Origin of the sequence: Prochlorococcus marinus CUG1435, from assembly GCA_017644375.1 — a bacterium.
Taxonomy (GTDB): Bacteria; Cyanobacteriota; Cyanobacteriia; order PCC-6307; family Cyanobiaceae; genus Prochlorococcus_A; species Prochlorococcus_A marinus_AH.
This window is the reverse complement of record JAEPLP010000001.1, coordinates 565,282-589,157: the sequence shown is the minus strand read 5'-3', so window position 1 is coordinate 589,157 and position 23,876 is coordinate 565,282. Positions and strand designations below refer to the sequence as shown.

Sequence of the window (23,876 nt, the reverse complement as noted above, 5' to 3'; positions counted from 1 at the left end):
ATATTGAAATACTATTTTCAAAATTACCGATATGTAATATTATCATACTATACTATTGATAAGATTGATTATCTGTGAGTCTCGGATATCGCGATAAATTATCTAGAGGTCGAAGGGCTATGGCTCATTTGATACACCTCTGGCATGAAAGAAATGGTTGGTCTCACAGAGTATTGCCATTACTTTCAGAAGTTCTTGATTTAGGTAAAGTTCATAATTCGCAAATTTCTAATCTTAGAAATGGGAAGTTATCTTCGCCAGGCCCTGAAGTTTTTCTTGCTTTAGCTCAAGTTAATACGATTCTTGATCAAGGCATTGAAAAAATCAGGGATCGTTTTGAAAGTGATTACCCAGAGTTATGGAAATCTTTGGAAGAGTCTGCATTACCCCTAAAAAATGATTCTGGTGATCCATTGTCGGCCGGGGAGTTATTCGAGATATTTTCAGGATTAAAACCTCTACCTTCATCCTTTGACTGGTACATAGAAGATGAAGAAGCCTCTGGTTTAAGTGATGCTCTTTCAGTGCATTTTTGTCAGAATAAGGCTTGGAGATCATGTAAAATGCTGGTAATGGAGGCCTATGCTGTCAATAAATCTGCCCGTAGAGAACGTTTTGCTGAGGTAATTGCAGGAATCAGAGATTATACGGCAGAAGAATTAGATGGAGAACTTCTTGATTTATATGAGGCTTCAAAAAAACTTTCTTATTTTCAGGGCAGAGGACCTAATGCTTTCCTCGCAGAATTAAGAAATTTAGCTTCTAAAAAATAACATGAATTTTCATAATAAATGACTCTTGATAATAACTTAAAACTGGCTGAAAACGCTGTTCTTTCTGTTGAAGAGAGTTTAAGTAAAGTATTCCAAGAAAGGTCTAATCAGGTTTTCCAGAAATTAGAAAATATTTTGACAATTTTTAAGGAAGAAAAAGTTTCTACTAGTCATTTCAATCAATCTTCTGGTAGTGGTCATGATGATATATCTAGAGAAAAAATTGATGCGGTTTTTGCAAGATTGTTTCTTGCTGAAAAGGCTGCTGTAAGGATGCAATTTGTAAGTGGAACGCATGCAATAAGTTCTGTCTTATTTGGAATACTTCGACCTGGAGATGTAATGTTATCTCTTACAGGACAACCATATGACACGTTAGAAGAAGTCATAGGAATAAGGGGAGGAGGAAAAGGCTCACTTAAAGATTTTGATATTGAATATAAGCAAATAAATATCTGCGAGAATTTTGATTCTTTTGAAGAACAAATTGTTCATTCTTTTGAAGAAAATACATGCAAATTAGTATTCATACAAAAAAGTTGTGGATATAGTTGGAGAAAGTCTCTTACGAATCATCAGATACAGAAAATTTGTAGTCTTATTCATTCCCTTGATCCTAATTGTATATGTTTTGTTGATAACTGTTATGGGGAGCTTGTTGAAGATAGTGAACCAATTTCTAAAGGAGCAAATATAATTGCAGGATCATTGATTAAAAATTTAGGAGGAACAATCGTTCCAACTGGTGGGTACGTTGCAGGAGATGCAGAGTTGGTTGAGATGGCATGTTCTAGATTAACCTCACCAGGCATTGGTTCTTCTGCAGGAATAAATTTTGGACTAGGAAGATTAATTTTGCAGGGTTTGTTTTTAGCACCACAAATTGTTCACGAATCACTAAAAGGTGCTGATATGGTTGCAGCAGTCTTTAAAAATTTGGGATTTAAGGTTTTACCAGAGCCAGCAACTTATAGATCTGATCTTATTCAGTCAGTAAGATTGAATAATCCTGATTTGGTACAAAAAGTTTGTCAATCTTTTCAAAATTCTTCACCAGTAGATTCTTTTCTGAATGTTGTTCCATCATCAATGGATGGATATGATTCCAAATTATTAATGGCAGGCGGTACTTTTATTGAAGGTAGTACAAGTGAATTTTCTGCTGATGCCCCTCTAAGAGATCCTTACAATATTTTTGTTCAAGGTGGTTCTCACATAGCTCACATCAAAATTGCATTAATTCGATTATTATCTGAACTATTAGAGGAAAAATTAATTTCAAAGGATTCTCTACTTCCTTTATCTACTTAATCATGTCTTACAAGTTTCCAGACAACCTCAACTATGCTGATACTCATGAATATGTCTTGGAAGAAAATGGATTATTAAAAATTGGAGTTAGTGAATTCGCTATAGATCAATTAGGAGATATTGTTTTTGTTGAATTAGCTGATGAAGGGGCGACTTTAGAGAAAGGCGAGACTTTTGGAACAATAGAATCAGTTAAGGCCGTAGAGGAAGTCTATCTGCCTTTTTCAGGAGAAATAGTATCTGTAAATGAAAGTGTTATTGAGAACCCTGAGCTTTTACAGAATGATCCGATTGGAGACGGTTGGTTAGTAATTTTGAAACCAGAATCAAAAGCATCGATTGCTGATTTGATGACTTCTGAGGAATATCAATTAAAGGTTGTACCAAAATAAGGCAAACTTTTTAAAAAGAGCTATTTTAAAGAAAAATATTTTAATATGACATCCAAATTTGGGTCTGATTTGTTTATAGATAGGCATCTTGGGTTAGGAGATAATGATGAAAGAGTCATGCTGAACAAGCTTGGTTTTAACAATATTGATCAATTTATAAATCAAGTTATTCCTGAAGATATTCAGCTTAAAGATAAATCTTCAGAAATATTGCCTCAAGGTTGTTCAGAAATTGAGGCCTTAAATGAATTAGAAGAGATTGCGAATAAAAATACTAAAATGAGATCACTTATAGGCCTTGGTTATTATGACAATCATATGCCTAAAGTAATCCAAAGACATGTTCTTGAAAATCCAAGGTGGTACACGTCTTATACTCCATATCAAGCAGAAATTGCACAAGGAAGATTAGAAGCTCTATTTAATTTTCAGACTATTGTTTGTGAACTAACAGGATTCCCTGTCGCCAATGCATCTTTGTTGGATGAGGGTACTGCTGCTGCAGAAGCTATGGCCATGAGTTTTGCTGCAAGAAAAAATAAATCTTCAAAAGTGTACTTAGTGGAGTCAAACGTTTTTGATCATACTTTTAATGTTCTACAAACCAGAGCAAAACCTTTGGGAATATCCTTAAAACGCTTTACTCAAAGTAACCTTCCTAATCATGATGATGTTTTTGGAATGTTGTTGCAATTACCTGGTAAAAATGGAGAATTATATGATCCTACATTCTTAATATCTCAAGCACATAGATCAGAAATTATTGTTACGGCATGTATTGATCCACTAGCACAAGTTTTGATTAAACCAATTTCTGAATTTGGTGTCGATGTAGCAGTGGGAAGTATGCAAAGATTTGGAGTTCCATTGGGTTTTGGTGGCCCCCATGCAGCATATTTTGCTTGTAGTGAAAAATATAAAAGGCTGATACCCGGAAGAATTGTTGGGCAAACTCTATCTAAAAATGGAGAAAAGTCTCTAAGACTAGCATTGCAAACAAGAGAGCAACATATTCGAAGGGAAAAGGCCACTAGTAATATTTGCACTGCTCAATCTTTGTTAGCCATAATTTCTTCTTTTTATGCTATTTATCATGGACCCTCCGGATTAACCCAAATTGCTAAGAGATTAGTTGAGTTGAGAATAAATTTAGAATCAAGTTTAGCTGCTTTGGGTTTTGATATTCCTGATGGGATTAGATTTGATAGTGTTGATGTTTATTCTGAGCACTCCCAGAGGATCCATAAAGAAGCTCTAAAAAATGGCTATAACTTAAGAATTTTGCCGTTGGGATCAACTATTGAAAATTCAACTGGCTTTGGGATCTCTTTAGATGAGCTTAGTAATGAAAAAGAAATAAAAGATATTTTGACTTTCATAGCAAACCTCATAGAAAAAGAAGAAGATTTAGAGCAAATAAAATTTGATAAAGAATTTCATCTTGAAAGTTTAGCTTTGAGATCCAGTGCATGGATGCAGCAAGATATATTCACAAATTACCAAAGTGAAACTGAATTAATGAGATATATATTCCGACTTGCAGAAAAAGATTTTTCTTTGGTAGATGGGATGATGCCATTGGGAAGCTGTACCATGAAATTAAATTCTGCAGCAGAGTTAAATCCAGTCTCTTGGGCTAATTTATCTTCCATTCATCCTTTTTCACCACGAGATCAAACTAAAGGCTATTCAAAAATTATATCTGACCTAGAAAAATGGATAAGTGAGATTGTTGGTTTAAAATCAGTTTCTTTTCAACCAAATGCAGGCTCTCAAGGAGAGTTTGCAGGTTTATTGGCAATAAATTCTTATTTTGAATCAAAAGGTGAACTGTCAAGAAAAAAATGTTTAATTCCAAAAAGTGCCCATGGAACAAATCCTGCTAGTGCAGTTATGGCAGGTTTTGAAGTTTTAACTGTTGAATGTGATGACGAAGGAAATATTGATTTTGAAGATTTGTCAATCAAGGTCAAGAAATTTAATAACCAAATAGGGGCTCTTATGTTGACTTATCCCTCTACTCATGGAGTTTTTGAATTACAAATCAGAAAGATATGTGATTTAATTCACTCTGTGGGAGGATTTGTCTATTTAGATGGAGCAAATTTGAACGCTCAGGTTGGATTATGTAAACCGGGGAATTATGGTGTTGATGTTTGTCATTTGAATTTACATAAAACATTCTGCATTCCACATGGAGGTGGTGGCCCAGGAGTAGGTCCAGTTGCTGCATCAGAAACTTTAAGCCAATTTCTTCCTACTCATTCTTTAATGGATAATAATTTATCTATTAGCTCCAATTACGTATCTTCTGCCAAGCATGGGAGTGCAAGTATTCTTCCAATAAGTTGGATGTATATAAAAATGGCTGGTCTTAGTGGTTTAAGGAAAGCAACTGCGCATGCAATTTTATCTGCAAATTATATTGCGCATTCTTTAAAGCATAAATTTAAGATTCTTTATAAAGGAAAAAATAATTTTGTCGCACATGAATGTATTTTAGATTTCAGGGATTTAAAATCCAAAACTGGTTTGAGCGTAAATGATTTAGCTAAACGATTAATAGATTATAGTTTTCATGCCCCAACTATAAGTTGGCCTGTTCCAGAGACGGTAATGATAGAGCCTACTGAAAGTGAAAGTTTGGTTGAATTGGATAGATTTTGCGAAGCTATGCTATTGATTGGAGAAGAAATCAGCGAAATAGAAAAAAATGTTGCATTAAAGAATAATAATGTAATAAGTAACGCTCCCCATACGCTGAAAGAGTTAATTGCTGATAATTGGCATTATCCTTATTCAAAAGAAAAAGCTTCTTTTCCTTATAAAACGCCAACGTCTATTAAGTTTTGGTCTTCAGTTTCTAGGATCAATAATGCATATGGCGATCGCAATTTAATCTGTTCTTGCAATGTAAATCAAGGCGAGATTTTCGAAGAAAAAAAATGTGCTTAAAGGACTAGCGTCCTTATATTTACTTAGTTATTATCAGTGAGAATAAAAATTTAATATTTTCTTATAGAATTTTTTTAAATTTTTTTATTAAAATATTCGAGCATCAAATTTTTTTGGGGTATTTGAAGCTATGACCAAAGATTTTAAATCTGGTAATGTTAAGCACTTGCCAGTTAAAAATGTAGATTTACCAAATTTTGGCAATAATTTTTCAGGAGATAACTCAAACATTTGTTCCATTGAGGGAACTAATGTTATAAGAGTACCCTTTGGCAAAAAATTCTCTAAGAAAAAAAGGCCTGAAAAGAATCAAAATATCGCTACTCTAATACTTCCTTTAAGTTCGTATAATAATCCTACGCCTCCACACGTAGCATAATTAAGATTAATTTTAATCTATTTCTTTGAGAGTATCTGCATAATAGTTTTGCAGTTGTAGTGTTGCTTGATTCCAATCCCATTTTTCTGCTTCGTTTCGTGCCTCTTTTCTCATAACTTCTCTTTTATCTTCATTTTCTAGAATTTTTTTTGTCGCTTTAATCAAACTTTGTTCCCCATTATCTTTTTCATCAGGATCATATAAACAACCATTAATCCCATCGCTAATAATATCTGGTATCCCCCCCTTGTTGGCTCCGATAACTGGACATCCTGCTGCCATTGCTTCTAGCAAAACTAACCCAAGTGTTTCTGTACTAGATGGAAATAAAAATATATCTCCAGAGGCATAGGCGCTAGCAAGTTCATCGCCAGATAAGTATCCTATGAAATTAGTCTTTGTATTTTCGAAGATTTTTTCAAGCTGGTTTCTATATGGTCCGTCACCTACAAGTGCTAGGCAAGCATTAGGAATACTTTCTAAGACTGGTTTAATTCTCTCAATTTGTTTTTCTGCTGATAATCTTCCTACATAAATTAATAAGTAATTAGCGTCGTTATATTCCCCAAATAATTTTTTTCTCATTTTCTCACTTCTCAAATCTGGTCTGAAATTGAAAGTATCTACTCCCCTTTGCCATAGAGCAGTCCTTTGAATACCTTTATCTTTTAACTCATTTACCATAGCGGTGGAAGTACATAAATTTAACAAGGCTTGATTATGAGCTGCTTTAAGTAATTCCCATAAAAGTGGCTCTAACATACCCATACCGTAATGTTCCAGATATTTTGGAAGATGAGTATGGTAACTGGCAATTAAAGGAATATTATTAGTTTTCGCTAACCATATGCCACCTAAGCCAAGTACAGCTGGATTAACAACATGTATCAAATCTGGATTAAATTTTTCTAACTTATCTGAGACTGCAGGACCCGGTAAACCAAGCTTTAACTCTGGGTATAAGGGTAATGGCATTGCAGCAACTCCAACTACAGTTGCACCCATATATGATTCTGGACACCCTTCTGGACAAAAAATTATAACTTCATCACCATTTTTTATTAAAAATTCAATCGTTTTAGTCAGTCTTGTGACTATGCCATCAACTTTAGGTAAAAAAGTTTCAGTAAACAATGCAATTTTCACTTTCTTAAGGTAACTATTTTAGAAATTTTAATTTGTCTTTATTGCCTCAGCTTGTTTTTTAGTCCAGGATGAAACACAAGGTATGCGCTTAAGATCACATCTATTGGAGTATTTTTTGGCAACTTCAACAACTTCTTCTAATAAGCCATTATCAAGAGTCGTTGGGTTTAAACCTAATTCTATAAAACATTTATTATCAACAATTAGATCATTTTCTACCGCTTCATTCCTTGGATTTGGTAAATAATTAATATCAGCTCCTGTTAGAGAAGCTACTTTTTTAGCTAGTTCTCCAACTTGATGACTCTCAGTCATTTGATTAAAGATTTTGACTCTTTCTCCAGATTTTGGAGGATTTTCAAGAGCAAGTTGTACGCATTTTACAGAGTCTTTTATATGTATAAATGCTCTTGTTTGCCCGCCTGTCCCATGTACACTTAATGGATATCCAATTGCAGCTTGCATTAGAAATCTGTTTAAAACAGTTCCATAATCTCCGTCATAGTCAAATCGGTTTGTCAATCTAGGATCTTTTAAAGTTGCTTCTGTATTTGTTCCCCAAACAATGCCTTGATGCAAATCAGTAATCCTTACAAGATCATTTTTGTTGTAGTAAAGAAATAATAATTGATCTAAGGTTTTAGTCATATGGTAAACACTACCTGGACTCGCCGGGTGTAATATTTCTTCTTCAAATCGGCTTCCATCTGGTTGTGGAACTTCAACTTTTAGATAACCTTCTGGAATTGTTGCACCTCTATGTGATCCATACCCATAGACCCCCATTGTTCCTAAATGAACAACATGAATATCTAAATTACTCTCTACTATTGCAGCAAGAAGGTTGTGGGTGCCATTAACATTATTATCTACTGTATATCTTTTGGTGAAACTGGATTTCATCGAGTAAGGTGCTGCTCTTTGTTCTGCAAAATGGATCACAGAATCTGGTTTTTCATCAATTAGCAAATTGAGCAATTTTTGATATTGTTTAGAGATATCCATATTAAGAAATCTCATAGGCTTACCCCCAATCTCTTCCCATGCAGAAAGTCGTTCTGTTATCGAAGCAATTGGAGTTAAAGATTCTACCTCTAGATCAATATCAATTTTTCTACGACTTAAATTGTCGACAATAATAACATCATGATTTTGCTCTGCTAAATTCACCGCACAAGGCCAACCGCAAAAACCATCTCCACCTAGAACAATAACTTTCACTCAGAACTCCAGAATTAAAAGATTCATAATATATTTATTAAATTACTACAGTGTGCTTCCACTTTGCGAAAAAACATTGTAAATAGTTTCAAATCTTCTTTCTTAATACGATAAATAAAAGCAAATAATAAATTTTTACTTTCTTTTTAAACTTTTCTCAATTTAAGAATTAGATAGATATGTTTTTTTCTGGCGAACTTGCTACTGCAAAGTCTTGTTTTTTAATTCTTCCTGCCAGAAAAGCTTGCCTGCCAGCTTTCACACTATAGTTTATCGCTTGAGCCATTAGAGGAGGATTTGCAGCTTGTGCTATTGCACTATTGATTAAAACACCATCAGCTCCAATTTCCATAGCTTGAGAAGCTTCACTAGGTACCCCAATTCCTGCGTCAATTATTACTGGCACATTTGCATTCTCAATAATTATCCTTATATTTGATAAATTTAACAAACCTTGCCCTGAGCCTATGGGCGAGCCCAATGGCATTAAAGTTGCACAACCTATTTCTTCTAGTCTTTTTGCAAGAATAGGATCTGCATTGATATAAGGTAGTACAGCGAAACCCTTTTTTATTAAAATTTCGGCTGCTTTAAGAGTTTCTATTGGATCTGGCAGCAAATACTTTTTGTCAGGAATAACTTCTAACTTCACAAAATTATTTTCTTCTTGACCAGATAATTTTGCAAGTTCTCTACCTAAAATTGCTATTCTGACTGCCTCATCAGAATTAACACAACCAGCTGTATTAGGAAGCATCCAGTATTTTCCCCAGTTGATCTTTTCGAGTAAATTTTCTCCGGTCTGATCATTTTTAATTCTTCTAACAGCGACGGTTATAATTTCCGTTTCAGAATTTGACAAACTTTCCACCATATCTTTAGTAGATTTGTATTTGCCAGTACCAACCATTAATCTACTGGAAAATTTTTTTCCACCAATTAGTAAAGAAGAATAATTTTCCATATTTAAAATCCCTTATCTTTAATACCTTTATAAGGTTTATAATTGTTTCTTTTTTCTAACTCCTTACTTTTTTTAATTGCAGTTTGGTTGTTTGGATCTATCACCAAAACCTTTTGATAAGTTTCATATGCCAAGTCGTAATCAAGTAAACGCTGTTGCGCTGATGCGAGGTTATTTAGGGCTATGGGATATTCTGGAAGTGATTTTATTGCAGATTTGTAGTGTTTAATTGCTTTCTTAAATTCATTTTGAGCAGCATAAGAAAATCCTAAAGCATTATTTATTATCGCTTTGGCTTCATCAGGTTCATTTTCATAATTTTCAATTGCTTTTAAAAAAGTTTTAGTAGCTTCAGAATATAATCTTTTTTTTATCTGAATAGACCCAAATTCATATAATTCGGTAGCTTGAGTGAGAGAATCTAAACCTTTTTGCTCGAATTTCACTAAATTTAATTCTTCACTTCTTGTTTTTAGAAATTGTCTGAATACAAAAATAGAAATTATTATTAATACAATAAAAAGAATTATTAAATAAGATTGAAAGGAAGATATTTCCATTATTTATAATTACTTTTCTAGATTATATTCTTTTTTCTACTTACTAACGGAAGAAACTATTTTTTCAAAACACTTTGGATCGTTTAGGGCTAATTGAGCAAGCATTTTTCTATTAATGATAATTTCTGAATTTTTCATGCCATTTATTAACTTGCTGTAGTTAGTCCCATTTATTCTTGCTGATGCATTAATTCTAGAAATCCAAAGTCTTCTGAAATCTCTTTTTCTTCTCCTTCTATCTCTGTAAGCATTACAAAGAGCTTTCATGACTCTTTGATTAGCGGTTCTGAAAAGATTTTTGTTTCCACCTCTAAACCCTTTTGCAAGATTTAAGATTTTGTTTCTTCTTTTTCTGGCTATGTTGCCTCTTTTTACGCGTGCCATGAATATCTAAGGAAAATGGGTTAAAAATTTATGCGTATGGGATCATTAATCTTACATTATCAGCATCTCTTTCATCAACTACGGCTTTTGTTGATAGATGTCTTTTTAATTTCGAGCTTTTATGATCAAGTAGATGATTATGGAAAGCTCTTCTTCTCATGAATTTACCCGTCGCAGTAGCTTTAAATCTTTTGGCAGCTGATTTACGAGTTTTTAGTTTAGACATTTAAGTCAAATGTGTTTAATTAGGATAATCTAAACCTTTATATGCATTGGTGCAAATTAAAGTTTTTAATTGATAAAGAAATTTTTAACTTATGAAACTTAAATTTGCCTTTTTAAACTTATTTTTAGGATGTATTTCTCTTTTATTTATAAACACTAAATTTACTCCAATTATAAAAGGAGAAGAATTACAAAAGATTGAACTTAATAATGAAATTAAAAAAGGAAAATTTTTAATTGGTTTAAAGCAATATCTTGGAGGAAAAAATGATAGTTTTTCCAAGAAGAAGAATATTAACTTTGTAACTGATAAAGGCTTTGTAAAGCTAATATCTTCCAACGGTATCAAACATAAATCAAAACAAATTAATATAGCCTGGTTTGATCAACCTATCAACAATCCAAAAATCATTGAAAGAATTATTTTTGGTCCTTTTGCAAGCTATGAATCAGCAAAAAAACAAGCAGATAAACTAATAGATAAAGGATTTGAGACGACTGTTGCTTACCCAAAAAATTGGGAAGTATGGATTCCATTTGAAGATAATCTGCCAGAGTTTGAATTAAAAAATAAGATTTCTAGAAAAATAAAAAATTTTCAAATTACTCCAGTTCTCAAAAATGAATATAGTTTTATGAAACTCGAAGGACCTATAAATATTTACGCTCAAGATGAAATAAAAATAAATGGTATCAATTTTGGTAAAAATTTTTATTTAGTAGAAGATTCATATGGTACTTGGACATTAATTCAAAAAATTGAATTTGATGACTATTTGGCAGGTGTTTTGCCATATGAAATTGGACCGAATTCTCCTTTAGAAGCACTCAAGGCACAAGCAGTTATAGCAAGAACTTGGGCAATATTTAATTCTGATCGATTCAGTATGGATAAATATCATTTATGTATAACCACTCAATGTCAAGTTTATAAGCCTTCTAAAATTTCAAATAAAAACGTACAAAAAGCTATAGAAGCAACTTCAAATTTAATTCTCACTTACAAAAATCAACCAATAAATGCTTTTTACCATGGCTCTAATGGCGGAGTATCTGCTACTTCAGGCGAGTCTTGGCAAATTCACGATTATTCTTATTTCAATTCAATCATTGATGGTTCTAAGTCATTAAATAAAATTTTTAAACTTCCAATTACAAATAAATCTGATTTAAATAAATTTTTAGATTTTGATAAAGAACAGTTTTATGGGAATAATCATTCTCTTTTTCGGTGGAATAAGAAAATTTCTAGTCTTGAAATTAAAGAAAAGTTAATTAAAAACAAACTTATAAATATTAATGACGATGTTTTGGATTTAAATTCTATTGAACGTGGCCCTAGTGGCAGAGTAACAAAATTGGCAATACAAACGGATAAAGGTAATAAATCTATTCTTCTTGTTAAAGATGATATTCGACGAGTATTAAATTTTATACCTAGTAATTTGTTTACTATTAATAAATTAAATGATGATTTATGGCTTTTGAGAGGAGGAGGCTTCGGTCATGGTGTAGGTTTATCTCAGTCAGGAGCAATTGAAATGGCTAAATTAGGATTCTCTTATGAACAAATATTGAATCATTACTATCGAGATGCAAAACTGAAAAAATTTGAGATATTGTCTCAATGAAGTTAAGTAATTAAAAATTTACTTTTATGAGTAAGGGTTTTTATAAAAATCGAAGATTGAAGTCGTTTATATTTCTTAGTGCCTGTTTTTTAGTAGCTTTTATTCCTCATGCTTACTATATCGAAAATTTCTTCTTTATTATATTGACTCTTTCTTTTGTGATTGTTTTTTACGGTTTAATAGTTATTTCTAGAAATTTCAAAAGGAACAACTTTTCAAATACTTTAGGCAGCAGAATTAGCAATAAAGAGTTACCTGTACTTGATATTCTAGTCGCAGCTCGAGATGAAGAGAATGTCATAGAGAGATTAGTTGAAAGATTATTTAGCTTAGATTATCCAACAAATAAATTAAATATCTACATAATCGATGATGGCAGTTCTGATAAGACGCCTTTAATTTTAAATCGATTATCTAGACAATATGAAAAGCTAAAAGTCGTAAGTCGTTCTCCAAACGCAGGAGGAGGAAAGTCAGGAGCTTTAAATTATGCTTTGAAGTTTACTCATGGTGAATGGTTATTAGTTTTGGATGCTGATGCTGAATTAAAACAAGATTCCTTGATTAGATTATTTACCTTTGTAGAAGAGGGTGATTGGTCTGCGGTTCAACTAAGAAAATCAGTAACAAATGTAAGTAAGAATTTTTTAACTTCCTGTCAGTCCATGGAGATGGCTATGGATGCAATCTTTCAATATGGAAGATTATCAGTTGCTGGAGTTTCTGAATTAAGGGGAAATGGCCAATTAATTAAGAAAGAAATATTATTGTCATGTGGTTCTTTTAATGAAGATACAGTTACAGATGATCTTGATTTGAGTTTAAGATTATTATTATCAAAATCTAGAATTGGAATTTTATGGGATCCTCCAGTCATGGAGGAAGCAGTTGAGAATTTAAATGCTTTATTAGCGCAAAGGCAAAGATGGGCAGAGGGGGGTTTGCAAAGATTCTTTGATTATGGAGATCAATTATTTACTAATAAAGTTGATTATTTGCAGAAATTTGATTTAACTTACTTTTTCATCTTGCAATATGCACTTCCAATCATTTCTATTTTTGATTTAGTTTTCAGTATTGCTTTATTAGATTCACCAATTTACTGGCTTATTTCATTCACAGCTTTTATGTTATCTGGAATTGCTTTTTGGTACGGTTCTTCTTGTAAAAGCGAAGTACCTGTATTACAAAAAAGCAATTTTTTGATGGTATTAGTATCGGTTTTTTATTTATCACATTGGTTTTTAGTAATCCCTTGGGTAACTTTAAAGATGTCTATTTTTCCCAAAAAGATACTTTGGCGAAAAACTCTTCATACTGGAGTTTAGTTTATTCATCAAGATCTATAATTTCTCCATTAAAAAAATTTGCTAAGTTTTTTGGACTATCATCATAAGATTCCTCGTTAGGCATTTTTGTTGAAGAATTAGTTTTTGTTTCTATTTTTTTTATTGGTCGAAAATTACTTTCTTCATTTTGGTTTTTTTCTGGAGTGTTTGTTGGGTTACTTTTATTTAATTGTTTGGTTGAAAAATTAAGTATTATTTGATCTCCAAATATTTTTTTTACAGTATTTTCAATTATAACTTTTCTGCTTTTTATCATATTTTCCCAGTTTGGAGATAACGCAATTGTGATTTTCTCGGAATCAAAACTTTCAAGTTCGGCTTGTTGTGAAAGTAACATTCTTGTTGATGGTAACTCTACTTTAGAAAGAATTAATTCCCATATATCTTTTAAATTTGATCCAGGATTATTTTGGTTATTTTCAGAAATATTTTCAATACTTTCTTTTTCAAGAACTTCAAATTTTTCTAATTTTTCGTCTTTTTTTTCGATCAATTCCTTGTGAGTTATCTCTTCTTGGATACTTGGTTTTGGAATCTCATCTGAAATATTTTTTTTATTAAGAGGAATGTTTTTTTTACTTTCATGCTTCTCCTCAGTCGCATTATTTTTACTTTCTTGTTTATTTTCAAAACTATTTATCTCTTGACTATCCAGAAGACCAGTTAAATGTATTTCAAACCAAAGCCTTGGATTATCACTTGATTTGATTTGATATTCAATATTTCTCAGATTATTATGCCAATTAATTATTGTTGATTTATTTATTGTTTTTGAGATTTTATCTAACTCATCTTGAAATTCATCAGACGTATAATAAAGATCTGAATATTTATTATTTGTAGTGTGTAATAGTAGATCTCTTGTTATATTCAATAATCCTAAAATTATTTGAAGAGGTTCGTTTCCGGCATCATATAATTTGTTGCAGGTGTAAATTAATGACTCTGGATTTTTCTCAACCAATGATTTAATCAGATTTGTTAATTCACTTTCTGATACTTCTCCTAGGAGGTTTTGGATATTATTAATTGTTATCCCCTCTGGAAAAAGATTCAATTGTTCAAGGAGGCTTTGTGCATCTCTCATACCTCCATTAGACCTTTTTGCAATCATTTTTAATGCCTGAACTTCGTACTTAATGGATTCTTTTTCGGCGATTTCTGATAAATGTTGAAAAATATCACTAGGGCTTATTCTTCTAAAATCAAACTTTTGGCATCTACTTTTTATTGTATTTAATACTCTCTCAGGATTTGTCGTCGCAAGTATAAATACAACTCTTGAGGGCGGTTCTTCAATAGTTTTTAGTAAAGCATTTGAAGCTGCCGTTGAAAGCATATGACATTCATCAATTACATAGACTTTCCATCTCGCTAGAGTAGGTGCAAATCTCGCTCTTTCTATAATTTCTCTTATATTTTCTACTCCTGTATTTGATGCTGCATCAATCTCGATAATATCTAGAGCGCTCCCATCTGTAATTTGTCTACATAAGTCACATTTACAACAAGGAGTTATCGTAGGTTGGTCGAATGCCTGGCAATTTAGAGATTTTGCAAATATTCTTGCACTTGATGTTTTCCCAGTGCCTCTTGGACCATTAAAAAGATATGCAGGAGCAATTTTTTTTGTTAATAGAGCTTGTTTGAGTGTAATGGATATAAATTTTTGCCCAACCAGTTCGTCTAAGTTGTTTGGTCTATATTTTTGATGAAAAGGCTTATGTATATTTGGCATTTATTTTTCATTAATTAGAAAAATTAGGGATTCTATTAAAAAAATTAAACTCTAATTTTATGCAGACTCTTTAATGATTCTTTTTGATCCTGAAGGTAGTTTAACAATTTTAGATGAGAATAAATTATCTACCATTTTTTTCGTAATTGTGAATTCTTTTACATTTTCTTCAGAAGGCAAAGTGTACATTATGTCTAGCATAAGCTCTTCAATTATTGATCTTAATGCTCTTGCACCTGTTTTTCTTTTGTATGCTTCATTTGCTATCGCTTCAACAGAATCAGGCTCAAATGATAATTCAACATTATCCATACTTAGCAAAGTTTTGAATTGCTTTACTAATGCATCTCTTGGTTGAGTCAAAATAGATTTTAAAGTTTCTTTAGTAAGACGATCTAATACAGCACAAACGGGAATTCTTCCAATAAATTCTGGAATTAGGCCATATTTCACTAAGTCATCTAATTCTAAATTTTTCAGGGAATCTCTTGGGTCTACTATTTTTTTTGTATCAACTTTGTTTTGATCTGAATTGGTGGTAAATCCTATAGAGTGTTTACCCATACGCTTTTGAACGATATCCTCTAAACCTATAAAAGCTCCCCCACAAATAAATAGTATTTGACTCGTATCAATTTGGATGCAGTCATGATAAGGATGTTTTCTTCCGCCTTGAGGTGGCACATTAGCAATTGTTCCTTCAAGCATTTTTAATAATGCTTGCTGTACCCCTTCACCGGAGACATCTCTAGTAATTGAGGGATTCTCGCTTTTTCTAGCAATTTTATCTATTTCATCAATATAAATTATTCCTTTTTGAGCTAGTTCTACATTCATTTCTGATTTCTGTAGAAGTCTTAAAAGTATGTTTTCAACATCCTCCCCAACATATCCAGCTTCTGTCAAAGTCGTTGCATCAGCTACTGCAAAAGGAACATCTAAAAACTCTGCTAAAGTTTGCGCCAATAATGTTTTTCCACTTCCAGTAGGGCCGATGAGTAAAATATTTGATTTTTGTAATTTAGTTGCTTGTGAATCAGTTGAATTGCTATTTTTACTGTCTTCTTTAACTTTCCAAGCTAATCGCTTGTAGTGATTGTATACGGCTACTGATAATATTTTTTTTGCAGATTCTTGTCCAACAACTTGATTATCTAGAAAACTTTTTATTTCTAATGGCTTAGGAATTGAGGTTAATTCTAAAGGAACAGATTTTTTTGGATTATCAGTTGGTAATTTCTTTTTTACTTGTGGAGAGTTGTTTGTGTTCGCTTGATTATCAAGTAGTTCTTCATCGAGAATCTCATTACAAAGGTCTATGCATTCATCACATATATAAACCCCAGGACCAGCTATAAGCTTTCTGACTTGGTCTTGTGACTTCCCGCAAAATGAACATTTAAGATGGGCGTCGAATTTAGCCATCGATTATAAGTTTTTAAAGTGAAAGGTGTTAAATATTACCCTATTCACTAGGATTGCTCATAAATATCGATTCGTCATCATATTCTTAAAAAATCAGAACCCCTTGTCACTTTTTGATAACTTTATCAATTAATCCATATTCGACTGCTTCTGAGGGGGATAAAAAGTAATCTCTTTCTGTATCTTCATTAATTTTTTCTAAAGGTTGACCAGTATGTTCAGCTAAAAGTGAATTTAATGTTTTCTTGAGAAAAAGTATTTCTTTAGCTTGTATTTCAATCTCTACTGCTTGACCTTGTGCACCTCCCAGAGGTTGATGAATCATAATCCTAGAATTAGGTAAAGCCAATCTTTTCCCCTTTGCTCCTCCAGAAAGTAGAAATGCCCCCATACTTGCGGCTACTCCAAAACATATTGTCACTACATCAGGCGAAATTTGTTGCATGGTATCATAAATGGCCATTCCTGCCGTTACTGAGCCTCCAGGAGAATTGATATATATTTGTATGTCTTTTTCGGGATCTTCAGCTTCAAGAAATAATAATTGTGCAACAAGTGAGTCAGATACTTGATCATTAATTCCAGTACCTAAAAAAATTATTCTTTCCCTCAATAATCTTGAATATATATCAAAAGCTCTTTCTCCTCTACCTGATTGTTCTATAACGGTGGGAACAGCGGCAATAGTTTCATGATTACTTTCGTAAGAACTTATTGAGCTTTGGATTAAATGTTTTTTTTCTGAGTTCACAAATTAGTTTTCGTCTTATAAATAATTTAGGAGGTTTTTGTTTAATTAGTAGGAAATTTCATAAATTATTTTTTTTCTTTTTTATTTTGAGTTTTTGTAGTTTTTGTAGTTCCTGTAGTTTTAGCAGCAGTTTTTGCGGCTTTTGATGTTTTGGAGGTTTTTGTGGCTTTAGAAGTTTTTGTAGTTTTTTCTTTGACTTCAGAATTTTCTTCAAGCCAAATTATTAATTTTTCTTTGAGTAGATCGTTACTTACTACTTCTGTTAATCTTTTGATATCTATTTGTTTTGAAGATTGAGAGATTGCATCTTCATAATCTTTCATTTTTAAATTAATTTCATCTTTCTCGACTTTTATGTTTTCTATTTCAGCTAATGCTTTTAAAGCTAAATTTCTTTGAACATTTTTTTCAGCTTGAGGCCTTGTGGACTCTGCTAATGACTTAACTAATTCCGGAGTGAAAGTAGATTTTACATCAAGACCTTGTTGAGCAAATCTTTGAGCGGTTTGTTCAATATTATTCCTAACTTCTATATCAATCATAGATTTTGGAATTTCAGCAACCAATTCGTTTGTTAAGGCATCTAATAAAGCTTCAATTTTGATATCTTTTTGAGTTTTTTCAAAATTATCTTTAAGTTGCTTTTCAATATCTTTCTTTAACTCTTTTAATGATTCTTTGTTGCCAGACTGTTTTGCAAAATCGTCATTAAGTTCAGGCAATTCTTTTTCCTTAAGATCTTTCAGATTTACTTCAAAAATTGCTTCTTTGCCTCTTGAATCCTCATGAGAATAATCATCAGGAAATTTAAGGTTAAGTGTTTTAGTATCACCAATTTTCATCTTTACGATTCCTTCAACGAAACCGGGAATCATTTTGTTCTTTTCTAACTCAAGATCCATTGATTCACTTGTTCCCCCATCAATCTCTTTACCAGAATCTTTATATTTTCCTTTGAAACTAACTACAGCAATATCTCCTAATTTTGCTGCTCTATTGGTAACTGGAATAATGTTTGCAAACTGATTTCTAGATTTTTCTAGCGCTTCATCTATTGAGTTAGGATCAAACTTTGTTTTTGATATTTCAACACTTAGTCCTTTGGATTTTTTAAGTTTTAATTCTGGAGCAACATCAGTTTGAAGAGTAACCTTAAGTGATTTTTCAGGACTAAACTTTGCTAGTAAAGATTCAAATCCATCTACCAATTCTGGCTCACTTAGTGGCTCTATAGATTTTACTTTTAAGGCTTCTTTCCATGATTTATCAATAATTTTTTCCAGAGCAGAAGCATGTAATTGTGTGATGCCAATTCTTTGGATTAAGACTTGTTTAGGAATCTTGCCAAGTCTAAATCCCGGAATTTTAGCCGAACGACTGATAGAACTGATTGTTTCATTTATACACGTTTTGCATGTCTCAGATGGTATTTCTAATTCGAATGAAATTCTACTTTGAGGCAGAGGAGTTGTTTTGACTACTAGTGCATCTTTAGCCATGTTTTTCTAAGTTATTACTATAAGCCGAATCTTAATTATTTCACATTATGTGATTTCCTTGAAAGTTAATTTTTTGATACAGTAAAAAAAATAGTCAATCTATTTATAAAAATCATTTTAAAGTGTGAGAAAATCTCCGTATTTGCCTAATAGGCCATTAAAAGTTGCTGTTTTAGGTTCTTCAGGTGCTGTGGGATCTGAATTGCTAAAAATTCTTGAACAACGTGATTTCCCAATATCAGAATTGGTCTTGCTTTCATCAGAACGGTCAGAAGGAAAAAAAATTATTTGGAAAGATGAAGAATTAGTTACAAAAAAAACAACTAAGGAAGAATTTAAGAATCTTGATTTAGTTTTGGCTTCAGCTGGCGGAAGTATTTCAAAAAAATGGTTATCTACCATTATTGATCAAAATGCTTTACTGATAGATAATTCAAGTGCTTTCAGATTAGATAAGAACGTTCCTCTTATAGTCCCTGAAGTTAATGCTAGTGACGTACTTAATCATGATGGGGTAATAGCGAATCCAAACTGCACTACCATTTTGTTGACATTAGTTTTAGCTCCATTAAACAAACTTTCGACTATTCAAAGAGTTATTGTCTCAACATATCAATCTGTCAGTGGTGCAGGTCAACTGGCGATGGAGGAACTAAAACTTTTAACTGAACAATATCTTCAAGGAAATCCTCAAAAAAGTAAGGTTTTGCCATACTCCCTTGCTTTCAATTTGTTTTTACATAATTCCCCTATGCTTTCAAATAATTATTGCGAAGAAGAGATGAAAATGGTTAATGAGACAAGGAAAATATTAAATATTGCTGATTTAAAGCTCTCTGCTACATGTGTTCGAGTCCCAGTACTGAGAGCACATTCTGAATCGATCAATATTGAATTTGTCGATGTAGTTGACCCTCAAGATGCTCTTGAAGAATTAAAAAAATCTCCTGGAATTGAAGTTATTGAGGATTACAAAAATAATAGGTTTCCTATGCCAAATGATGTTATGGGAAGGGATAATGTTGCTGTTGGCAGGCTAAGAACTGATATAAGTCAGCCTCATGGATTAGAATTATGGTTATGTGGAGATCAAATAAGAAAAGGAGCAGCTCTGAATGCTGTTCAAATAGCTGAGTTATTAATTCCAAAAAAATGATTACAGACAAAACTGAGTGTAATAATCCCCTATTTGGAAGAATATTGACTGCAATGGTTACTCCATTCACTGAGAATGGAGATGTAGATTATGAACTAGCTATAAAACTCTCAAATTATCTTTTTGAGAACGGTTCCGATGGAATTGTGTTGTGCGGTACTACTGGAGAATCTCCGACTCTTTCATGGGCGGAACAACATGATTTATTTATTGCGGTAAAAGGATCTTTGGATGCAAGCTGTAAAGTAATAGTTGGTACTGGTAGCAATTGTACAAGCGAAGCCGTGGAAGCGACAAAAAAAGCTTACGAATCTGGTGCCGACGGTGCTTTGGTCGTTGTTCCTTATTACAATAAGCCGCCTCAAGAAGGTCTTTATAAACATTTCAGTTCTATTGCTAAATCTGCAAAGGATTTGCCTCTTATGCTCTACAACATTCCTGGCAGGACTGGATGCAATTTATTACCTGATACTGTGAAGAAACTTATGGATTTCTCAAATATTCTCAGTATTAAAGCTGCAAGCGGTAGAATAGAAGAAGTAACAGAACTAAGAGCTATTTGTGGCTCCGAACTCTCTGTATATAGTGGCGACGATTCATTGTTGCTTCCAATGTTATCTGTAGGTGCTGTAGGAGTAGTAAGTGTTGCAAGTCATTTAGTTGGATTGCAATTGAAAGAGATGATTCATTCTTTTCAAAGTGGAAAGGTTTCCAATGCTCTTGCTATTCATGAAAAACTTCAGCCTCTTTTCAAAGCACTCTTTATGACTACTAATCCAATTCCAATTAAGGCTGCTTTGGAGTTATCGGGATGGGATGTAGGTAATCCTAGAAGTCCCTTGTCTCCTTTAACCAATGACATGAAAAAGCAACTATCTTTTATCCTGAATTCCCTATAATAGGGATTATATTTAACTTGATAATTAAATTTAAATAAACCTTATTTGATTACAAGCAGGCCTTCATAAATTTCAAAATTATGCAATCAAGTACAAATTCAACTGTAAATAGATCTACTCATGATTCATCTAGATCTAAAAGTAATACGCCAGCTCTACGAGTAATACCTCTTGGAGGACTACATGAAATAGGAAAAAACACTTGCGTTTTTGAATATGGTGATGAATTAATGCTTGTTGATGCTGGTCTAGCTTTCCCATCTGATGGTATGCATGGTGTAAACGTTGTTATGCCTGATACAACTTTTTTGAAAGAAAATCAAAGAAGAATAAAAGGTATGATTGTCACTCATGGGCATGAAGATCACATTGGAGGTATTTCTCATCATCTAAAGCATTTTAATATTCCCATTATTTATGGCCCAAGACTGGCAATGTCAATGCTTAGAGGAAAAATGGACGAAGCAGGGGTATCTGATAGAACAACTATACAGACAGTAAATCCAAGAGATGTTGTAAAAGTAGGACAACATTTTTCTGTTGAATTTATTCGAAATACCCATTCTATTTGCGATAGCTTTTCTTTAGCAGTTACAACACCTGTTGGCACAATTATTTTCACTGGAGATTTTAAGTTTGATCATATGCCAGTAGATGGAGAGCAATTTGATATTGAAAGAATGGTGCATTACGGAGAGAAGGGTGTTTTATGCATGTTCAGTGATTCTACTAATGCCGAAGTTCCAGGTTTTTGTCCTTCTGAGAAGACTATCTATCCCTCTTTAGAAAAACATATTGCAGAGGCAAAAGAACGAGTTATCCTTACCACTTTTGCTAGTTCTGTGCATAGAGTGACAATGATCCTAGAATTGGCCATGAAACATGGAAGAAAGGTCGGTTTGTTAGGTAGATCGATGATAAATGTTATTGCTAAGGCAAGAGATATTGGTTATATGAAATGCCCAGATGATTTGTTTGTTCCTATCAAGCAAATTAGAGATTTGCCAGATAGAGAGACCTTATTATTAATGACGGGTAGTCAAGGAGAACCCTTAGCAGCGTTAAGCAGAATCTCTCGTGGTGAACATCAGCATGTTCGTCTTAAGACTACTGATACTGTAATATTTTCAGCCAGCCCAATTCCTGGTAATACTATTTCTGTTGTTAATACAATAGATAGATTAATGAAACTCGGAGCAAAGGTTGTTTATGGAAAGGGTGAGAATATTCATGTTTCTGGTCATGGTTTTCAAGAAGATCAAAAGTTAATGTTGGCACTCGTAAAACCCAAGTTTTTTGTTCCTGTTCATGGAGAACATAGAATGCTTGTTTGTCATGGGAAGAGTGCACAAACCATGGGAGTTCCAAAGGACAATATCTTAATTATTGAAAATGGAGATGTAGTTGAGTTAACACCTAATTCTATTCAAAAGGGTGATCCTGTAAAAGCCGGTGTTGAACTGCTTGATAACTCACGAAATGGTATAGTAGATGCTCGAGTATTAAAGGAAAGGCAGCAATTAGCTGGGGATGGTGTAGTAACTGTTTTAGCTCCTATTAGTACAGATGGGAAGATGGTTGCGCCTCCTAGAGTTAATTTAAGAGGAGTTATTACTACTGCAGAGCCAAGAAAAATGTCTATGTGGACAGAACGAGAAATAAGCTGGGTCTTAGAAAATAGATGGAAACAATTATCCAGACAAACTGGCCCGAATAATTTTGAAGTAGATTGGATTGGTGTACAAAGAGAAATTGAAAATGGTTTATCGAGAAGAATGAGAAGAGAATTACAAGTTGAGCCACTTATTTTGTGTTTAGTTCAACCTGCTCCAAGTGGAACTCGTGCTTATATTCCAAAGATTACCGAAGAGCAAAATTTCTCCAATAGAAATAGAAATAATAATAATTTCCATAAGAAATCAAACAATAATCATCCTAATAGTTCAAATAACCCACAAAATACCCAAAAAAGTCCAAAAGTTTCACAGAATCCATCGGCTGAGACTGCTATAGAAGATTCATTTGAAGGTAGAACAAGAAGAAGAAGATCTGCTGTAACATCTTAACTTTTTTCAAAATTTATATAGTTTTTATCCCAAACAATTTTTAAAAACTTTTGCATATTAATTTGACCTTTATTTTTTTTATAAATTGAAGTTGCCAATTTTGTCAGATTTTTAGAACTACATTGCTTTGCAGATATTTCTTTCAAAAATCTATTTAAAATTGTGCACCTCGCTTCAATACACATACCATTTAGGAGATTCCTATCGATACCTTTAACATCTTTACAATATAAATACGCTAGTTCACTGAGATCATTACGTTCATTATTGTATTTGCTCATTTTTTGGGAAAAATTATTTATCCTTTCAGAACAACCAGGATAGATTACTTCTAAGGTAGGAATAATTTTTTTTCTTACTAAATTTCTTTTTAATTTAAGATCTGAATTTGTAGGATCTTCCCAGACTGGTATCTTCATATCATTGCACAATTGTTTTGTATCTTCCCTACTGAAAATTAATATTGGTCTTATTAAATAAATTTGATTTTCTATTAATCTTTTACTCTCAATATTACTCAGACCTCCAAAATTGCTTCCTCTAGATAAATTGAGGATAAATGTTTCTGCATTATCACTACTCGTGTGACCAGTTAACAAATAAATATTATGTTTTTGCTGGTTTTTATTTAATAAAGTTTTGGCTCTTTCACATAATTTTTTATATCTCCATTCTCGTGCTTTTTCTTCTGAAGAAATACTTTCTTTATTTGCTTGATCAAAAGAGAATGAAATATTTTTATTTTCGCAATAATCTTTTAATTCAAGAGCATATAGTGATGATTTTTCGTGCCACTGATGATCACCATGCCAAACACTAATAGACCAATTATGTAGTTTTTTTAGGTCATTAATTAGGGTTAATAAGGCCATTGAGTCTTGACCCCCCGAAACACTTATTAAAATATTCGATCCTTTGGGAATTAGTATTTTTTTGGTAAGAATCTCTTTATGAAGCTGATGATGCCATGATGACCAATTTTTCTGACTTAATTTTTTATCAGTCATTTTGTGTTGCTCAGATAATATTTTTTAAAAAATGCACTGTTTTAC

At 32.6% G+C, this 23,876-nt stretch carries 21 protein-coding genes; 10 read left to right on the top strand and 11 right to left on the bottom strand.

The window, feature by feature from the left end:
- The first annotated feature begins 74 nt into the window (after positions 1 to 74).
- From JJ844_03370 to JJ844_03350, 5 genes are all read left to right on the top strand, one after another.
- On the top strand, positions 75 to 773 hold the full coding sequence (locus JJ844_03370; GenBank protein MBO6974715.1) for a hypothetical protein: 699 nt from the start codon (positions 75 to 77) through the stop codon (positions 771 to 773).
- Positions 774 to 791: 18 nt separating this feature from the next.
- Positions 792 to 2,084: an aminotransferase class I/II-fold pyridoxal phosphate-dependent enzyme gene (locus tag JJ844_03365; protein ID MBO6974714.1), complete on the top strand. Its 1,293-nt coding sequence runs from the start codon at positions 792 to 794 to the stop codon at positions 2,082 to 2,084.
- 2 nt (positions 2,085 to 2,086) lie between these two features.
- Positions 2,087 to 2,476, top strand: coding sequence for a glycine cleavage system protein GcvH (gene gcvH / locus JJ844_03360; GenBank protein ID MBO6974713.1), 390 nt, complete (start codon positions 2,087 to 2,089; stop codon positions 2,474 to 2,476).
- A 45-nt stretch (positions 2,477 to 2,521) separates the two neighbouring features.
- Complete coding sequence (gene gcvP / locus JJ844_03355; protein MBO6974712.1) at positions 2,522 to 5,431, top strand: aminomethyl-transferring glycine dehydrogenase; 2,910 nt, start codon at positions 2,522 to 2,524, stop codon at positions 5,429 to 5,431.
- 130 nt (positions 5,432 to 5,561) lie between these two features.
- Positions 5,562 to 5,810 (top strand): hypothetical protein, encoded by a 249-nt coding sequence (locus tag JJ844_03350; GenBank protein MBO6974711.1) that lies wholly within the window; start codon positions 5,562 to 5,564, stop codon positions 5,808 to 5,810.
- A 12-nt stretch (positions 5,811 to 5,822) separates the two neighbouring features.
- Here JJ844_03350 and JJ844_03345 read toward each other — a convergent pair whose 3' ends face one another.
- From JJ844_03345 to rpmI, 6 genes are all read right to left on the bottom strand, one after another.
- Entirely contained in the window at positions 5,823 to 6,956 is a 1,134-nt protein-coding gene (locus JJ844_03345; protein ID MBO6974710.1) for a glycosyltransferase family 1 protein, read from the bottom strand.
- A gap of 27 nt (positions 6,957 to 6,983) precedes the next feature.
- Entirely contained in the window at positions 6,984 to 8,177 is a 1,194-nt protein-coding gene (locus tag JJ844_03340) for an NAD-dependent epimerase/dehydratase family protein (protein MBO6974709.1), read from the bottom strand.
- 169 nt (positions 8,178 to 8,346) lie between these two features.
- Positions 8,347 to 9,141 (bottom strand): thiazole synthase, encoded by a 795-nt coding sequence (locus JJ844_03335; GenBank protein ID MBO6974708.1) that lies wholly within the window; start codon positions 9,139 to 9,141, stop codon positions 8,347 to 8,349.
- A gap of 2 nt (positions 9,142 to 9,143) precedes the next feature.
- A complete protein-coding gene (locus JJ844_03330) occupies positions 9,144 to 9,701 on the bottom strand; it encodes a tetratricopeptide repeat protein (protein ID MBO6974707.1) in 558 nt (185 codons plus the stop codon).
- A 36-nt stretch (positions 9,702 to 9,737) separates the two neighbouring features.
- Positions 9,738 to 10,085: a 50S ribosomal protein L20 gene (gene rplT / locus JJ844_03325; protein ID MBO6974706.1), complete on the bottom strand. Its 348-nt coding sequence runs from the start codon at positions 10,083 to 10,085 to the stop codon at positions 9,738 to 9,740.
- Positions 10,086 to 10,113: 28 nt separating this feature from the next.
- Positions 10,114 to 10,311 (bottom strand): 50S ribosomal protein L35, encoded by a 198-nt coding sequence (gene rpmI, locus JJ844_03320; GenBank protein ID MBO6974705.1) that lies wholly within the window; start codon positions 10,309 to 10,311, stop codon positions 10,114 to 10,116.
- A 91-nt stretch (positions 10,312 to 10,402) separates the two neighbouring features.
- Here rpmI and JJ844_03315 point away from each other — a divergent pair, with 91 nt between their 5' ends.
- Positions 10,403 to 11,941 carry a SpoIID/LytB domain-containing protein gene (locus JJ844_03315; protein ID MBO6974704.1) on the top strand — a complete coding sequence of 513 codons (1,539 nt, stop codon included), beginning with the start codon at positions 10,403 to 10,405 and terminating at the stop codon, positions 11,939 to 11,941.
- 26 nt (positions 11,942 to 11,967) lie between these two features.
- Positions 11,968 to 13,269 carry a glycosyltransferase family 2 protein gene (locus JJ844_03310; GenBank protein MBO6974703.1) on the top strand — a complete coding sequence of 434 codons (1,302 nt, stop codon included), beginning with the start codon at positions 11,968 to 11,970 and terminating at the stop codon, positions 13,267 to 13,269.
- A 1-nt stretch (position 13,270) separates the two neighbouring features.
- Here JJ844_03310 and JJ844_03305 read toward each other — a convergent pair whose 3' ends face one another.
- From JJ844_03305 to JJ844_03290, 4 genes are all read right to left on the bottom strand, one after another.
- Positions 13,271 to 15,028 carry a DNA polymerase III subunit gamma/tau gene (locus JJ844_03305; protein MBO6974702.1) on the bottom strand — a complete coding sequence of 586 codons (1,758 nt, stop codon included), beginning with the start codon at positions 15,026 to 15,028 and terminating at the stop codon, positions 13,271 to 13,273.
- Positions 15,029 to 15,085: 57 nt separating this feature from the next.
- A complete protein-coding gene (gene clpX / locus JJ844_03300; GenBank protein ID MBO6974701.1) occupies positions 15,086 to 16,453 on the bottom strand; it encodes an ATP-dependent protease ATP-binding subunit ClpX in 1,368 nt (455 codons plus the stop codon).
- A 106-nt stretch (positions 16,454 to 16,559) separates the two neighbouring features.
- On the bottom strand, positions 16,560 to 17,168 hold the full coding sequence (clpP, locus tag JJ844_03295) for an ATP-dependent Clp endopeptidase proteolytic subunit ClpP (protein MBO6974700.1): 609 nt from the start codon (positions 17,166 to 17,168) through the stop codon (positions 16,560 to 16,562).
- A 101-nt stretch (positions 17,169 to 17,269) separates the two neighbouring features.
- Positions 17,270 to 18,703 carry a trigger factor gene (locus JJ844_03290; GenBank protein ID MBO6974699.1) on the bottom strand — a complete coding sequence of 478 codons (1,434 nt, stop codon included), beginning with the start codon at positions 18,701 to 18,703 and terminating at the stop codon, positions 17,270 to 17,272.
- A 124-nt stretch (positions 18,704 to 18,827) separates the two neighbouring features.
- On the opposite strand from JJ844_03290, the gene JJ844_03285 reads away from it, so the two are divergent.
- From JJ844_03285 to JJ844_03275, 3 genes are all read left to right on the top strand, one after another.
- Complete coding sequence (locus tag JJ844_03285; protein ID MBO6974698.1) at positions 18,828 to 19,859, top strand: aspartate-semialdehyde dehydrogenase; 1,032 nt, start codon at positions 18,828 to 18,830, stop codon at positions 19,857 to 19,859.
- On the top strand, positions 19,856 to 20,758 hold the full coding sequence (dapA, locus tag JJ844_03280; GenBank protein ID MBO6974697.1) for a 4-hydroxy-tetrahydrodipicolinate synthase: 903 nt from the start codon (positions 19,856 to 19,858) through the stop codon (positions 20,756 to 20,758). The genes JJ844_03285 and dapA overlap by 4 nt, the downstream gene beginning before the upstream one ends.
- An 80-nt stretch (positions 20,759 to 20,838) precedes the next feature.
- Positions 20,839 to 22,824: a ribonuclease J gene (locus JJ844_03275; GenBank protein MBO6974696.1), complete on the top strand. Its 1,986-nt coding sequence runs from the start codon at positions 20,839 to 20,841 to the stop codon at positions 22,822 to 22,824.
- Here JJ844_03275 and tilS read toward each other — a convergent pair.
- Complete coding sequence (gene tilS, locus JJ844_03270) at positions 22,821 to 23,831, bottom strand: tRNA lysidine(34) synthetase TilS (protein MBO6974695.1); 1,011 nt, start codon at positions 23,829 to 23,831, stop codon at positions 22,821 to 22,823. The genes JJ844_03275 and tilS overlap by 4 nt on opposite strands.
- Between the last annotated feature and the right edge of the window lie 45 nt (positions 23,832 to 23,876).

Coding starts and splice junctions, on each gene's coding strand:
- gcvH (MBO6974713.1), top strand. CDS start 2,087: ATGTCTTACAAGTTTCCAGACAACCTCAACTATGCTGATACTCATGAA.
- JJ844_03305 (MBO6974702.1), bottom strand. CDS start 15,028: ATGCCAAATATACATAAGCCTTTTCATCAAAAATATAGACCAAACAAC.
- dapA (MBO6974697.1), top strand. CDS start 19,856: ATGATTACAGACAAAACTGAGTGTAATAATCCCCTATTTGGAAGAATA.
- tilS (MBO6974695.1), bottom strand. CDS start 23,831: ATGACTGATAAAAAATTAAGTCAGAAAAATTGGTCATCATGGCATCAT.
- JJ844_03290 (MBO6974699.1), bottom strand. CDS start 18,703: ATGGCTAAAGATGCACTAGTAGTCAAAACAACTCCTCTGCCTCAAAGT.
- JJ844_03330 (MBO6974707.1), bottom strand. CDS start 9,701: ATGGAAATATCTTCCTTTCAATCTTATTTAATAATTCTTTTTATTGTA.
- rplT (MBO6974706.1), bottom strand. CDS start 10,085: ATGGCACGCGTAAAAAGAGGCAACATAGCCAGAAAAAGAAGAAACAAA.
- JJ844_03365 (MBO6974714.1), top strand. CDS start 792: ATGACTCTTGATAATAACTTAAAACTGGCTGAAAACGCTGTTCTTTCT.
- rpmI (MBO6974705.1), bottom strand. CDS start 10,311: ATGTCTAAACTAAAAACTCGTAAATCAGCTGCCAAAAGATTTAAAGCT.
- JJ844_03315 (MBO6974704.1), top strand. CDS start 10,403: ATGAAACTTAAATTTGCCTTTTTAAACTTATTTTTAGGATGTATTTCT.
- JJ844_03275 (MBO6974696.1), top strand. CDS start 20,839: ATGCAATCAAGTACAAATTCAACTGTAAATAGATCTACTCATGATTCA.
- JJ844_03310 (MBO6974703.1), top strand. CDS start 11,968: ATGAGTAAGGGTTTTTATAAAAATCGAAGATTGAAGTCGTTTATATTT.
- JJ844_03335 (MBO6974708.1), bottom strand. CDS start 9,141: ATGGAAAATTATTCTTCTTTACTAATTGGTGGAAAAAAATTTTCCAGT.
- JJ844_03350 (MBO6974711.1), top strand. CDS start 5,562: ATGACCAAAGATTTTAAATCTGGTAATGTTAAGCACTTGCCAGTTAAA.
- gcvP (MBO6974712.1), top strand. CDS start 2,522: ATGACATCCAAATTTGGGTCTGATTTGTTTATAGATAGGCATCTTGGG.
- clpX (MBO6974701.1), bottom strand. CDS start 16,453: ATGGCTAAATTCGACGCCCATCTTAAATGTTCATTTTGCGGGAAGTCA.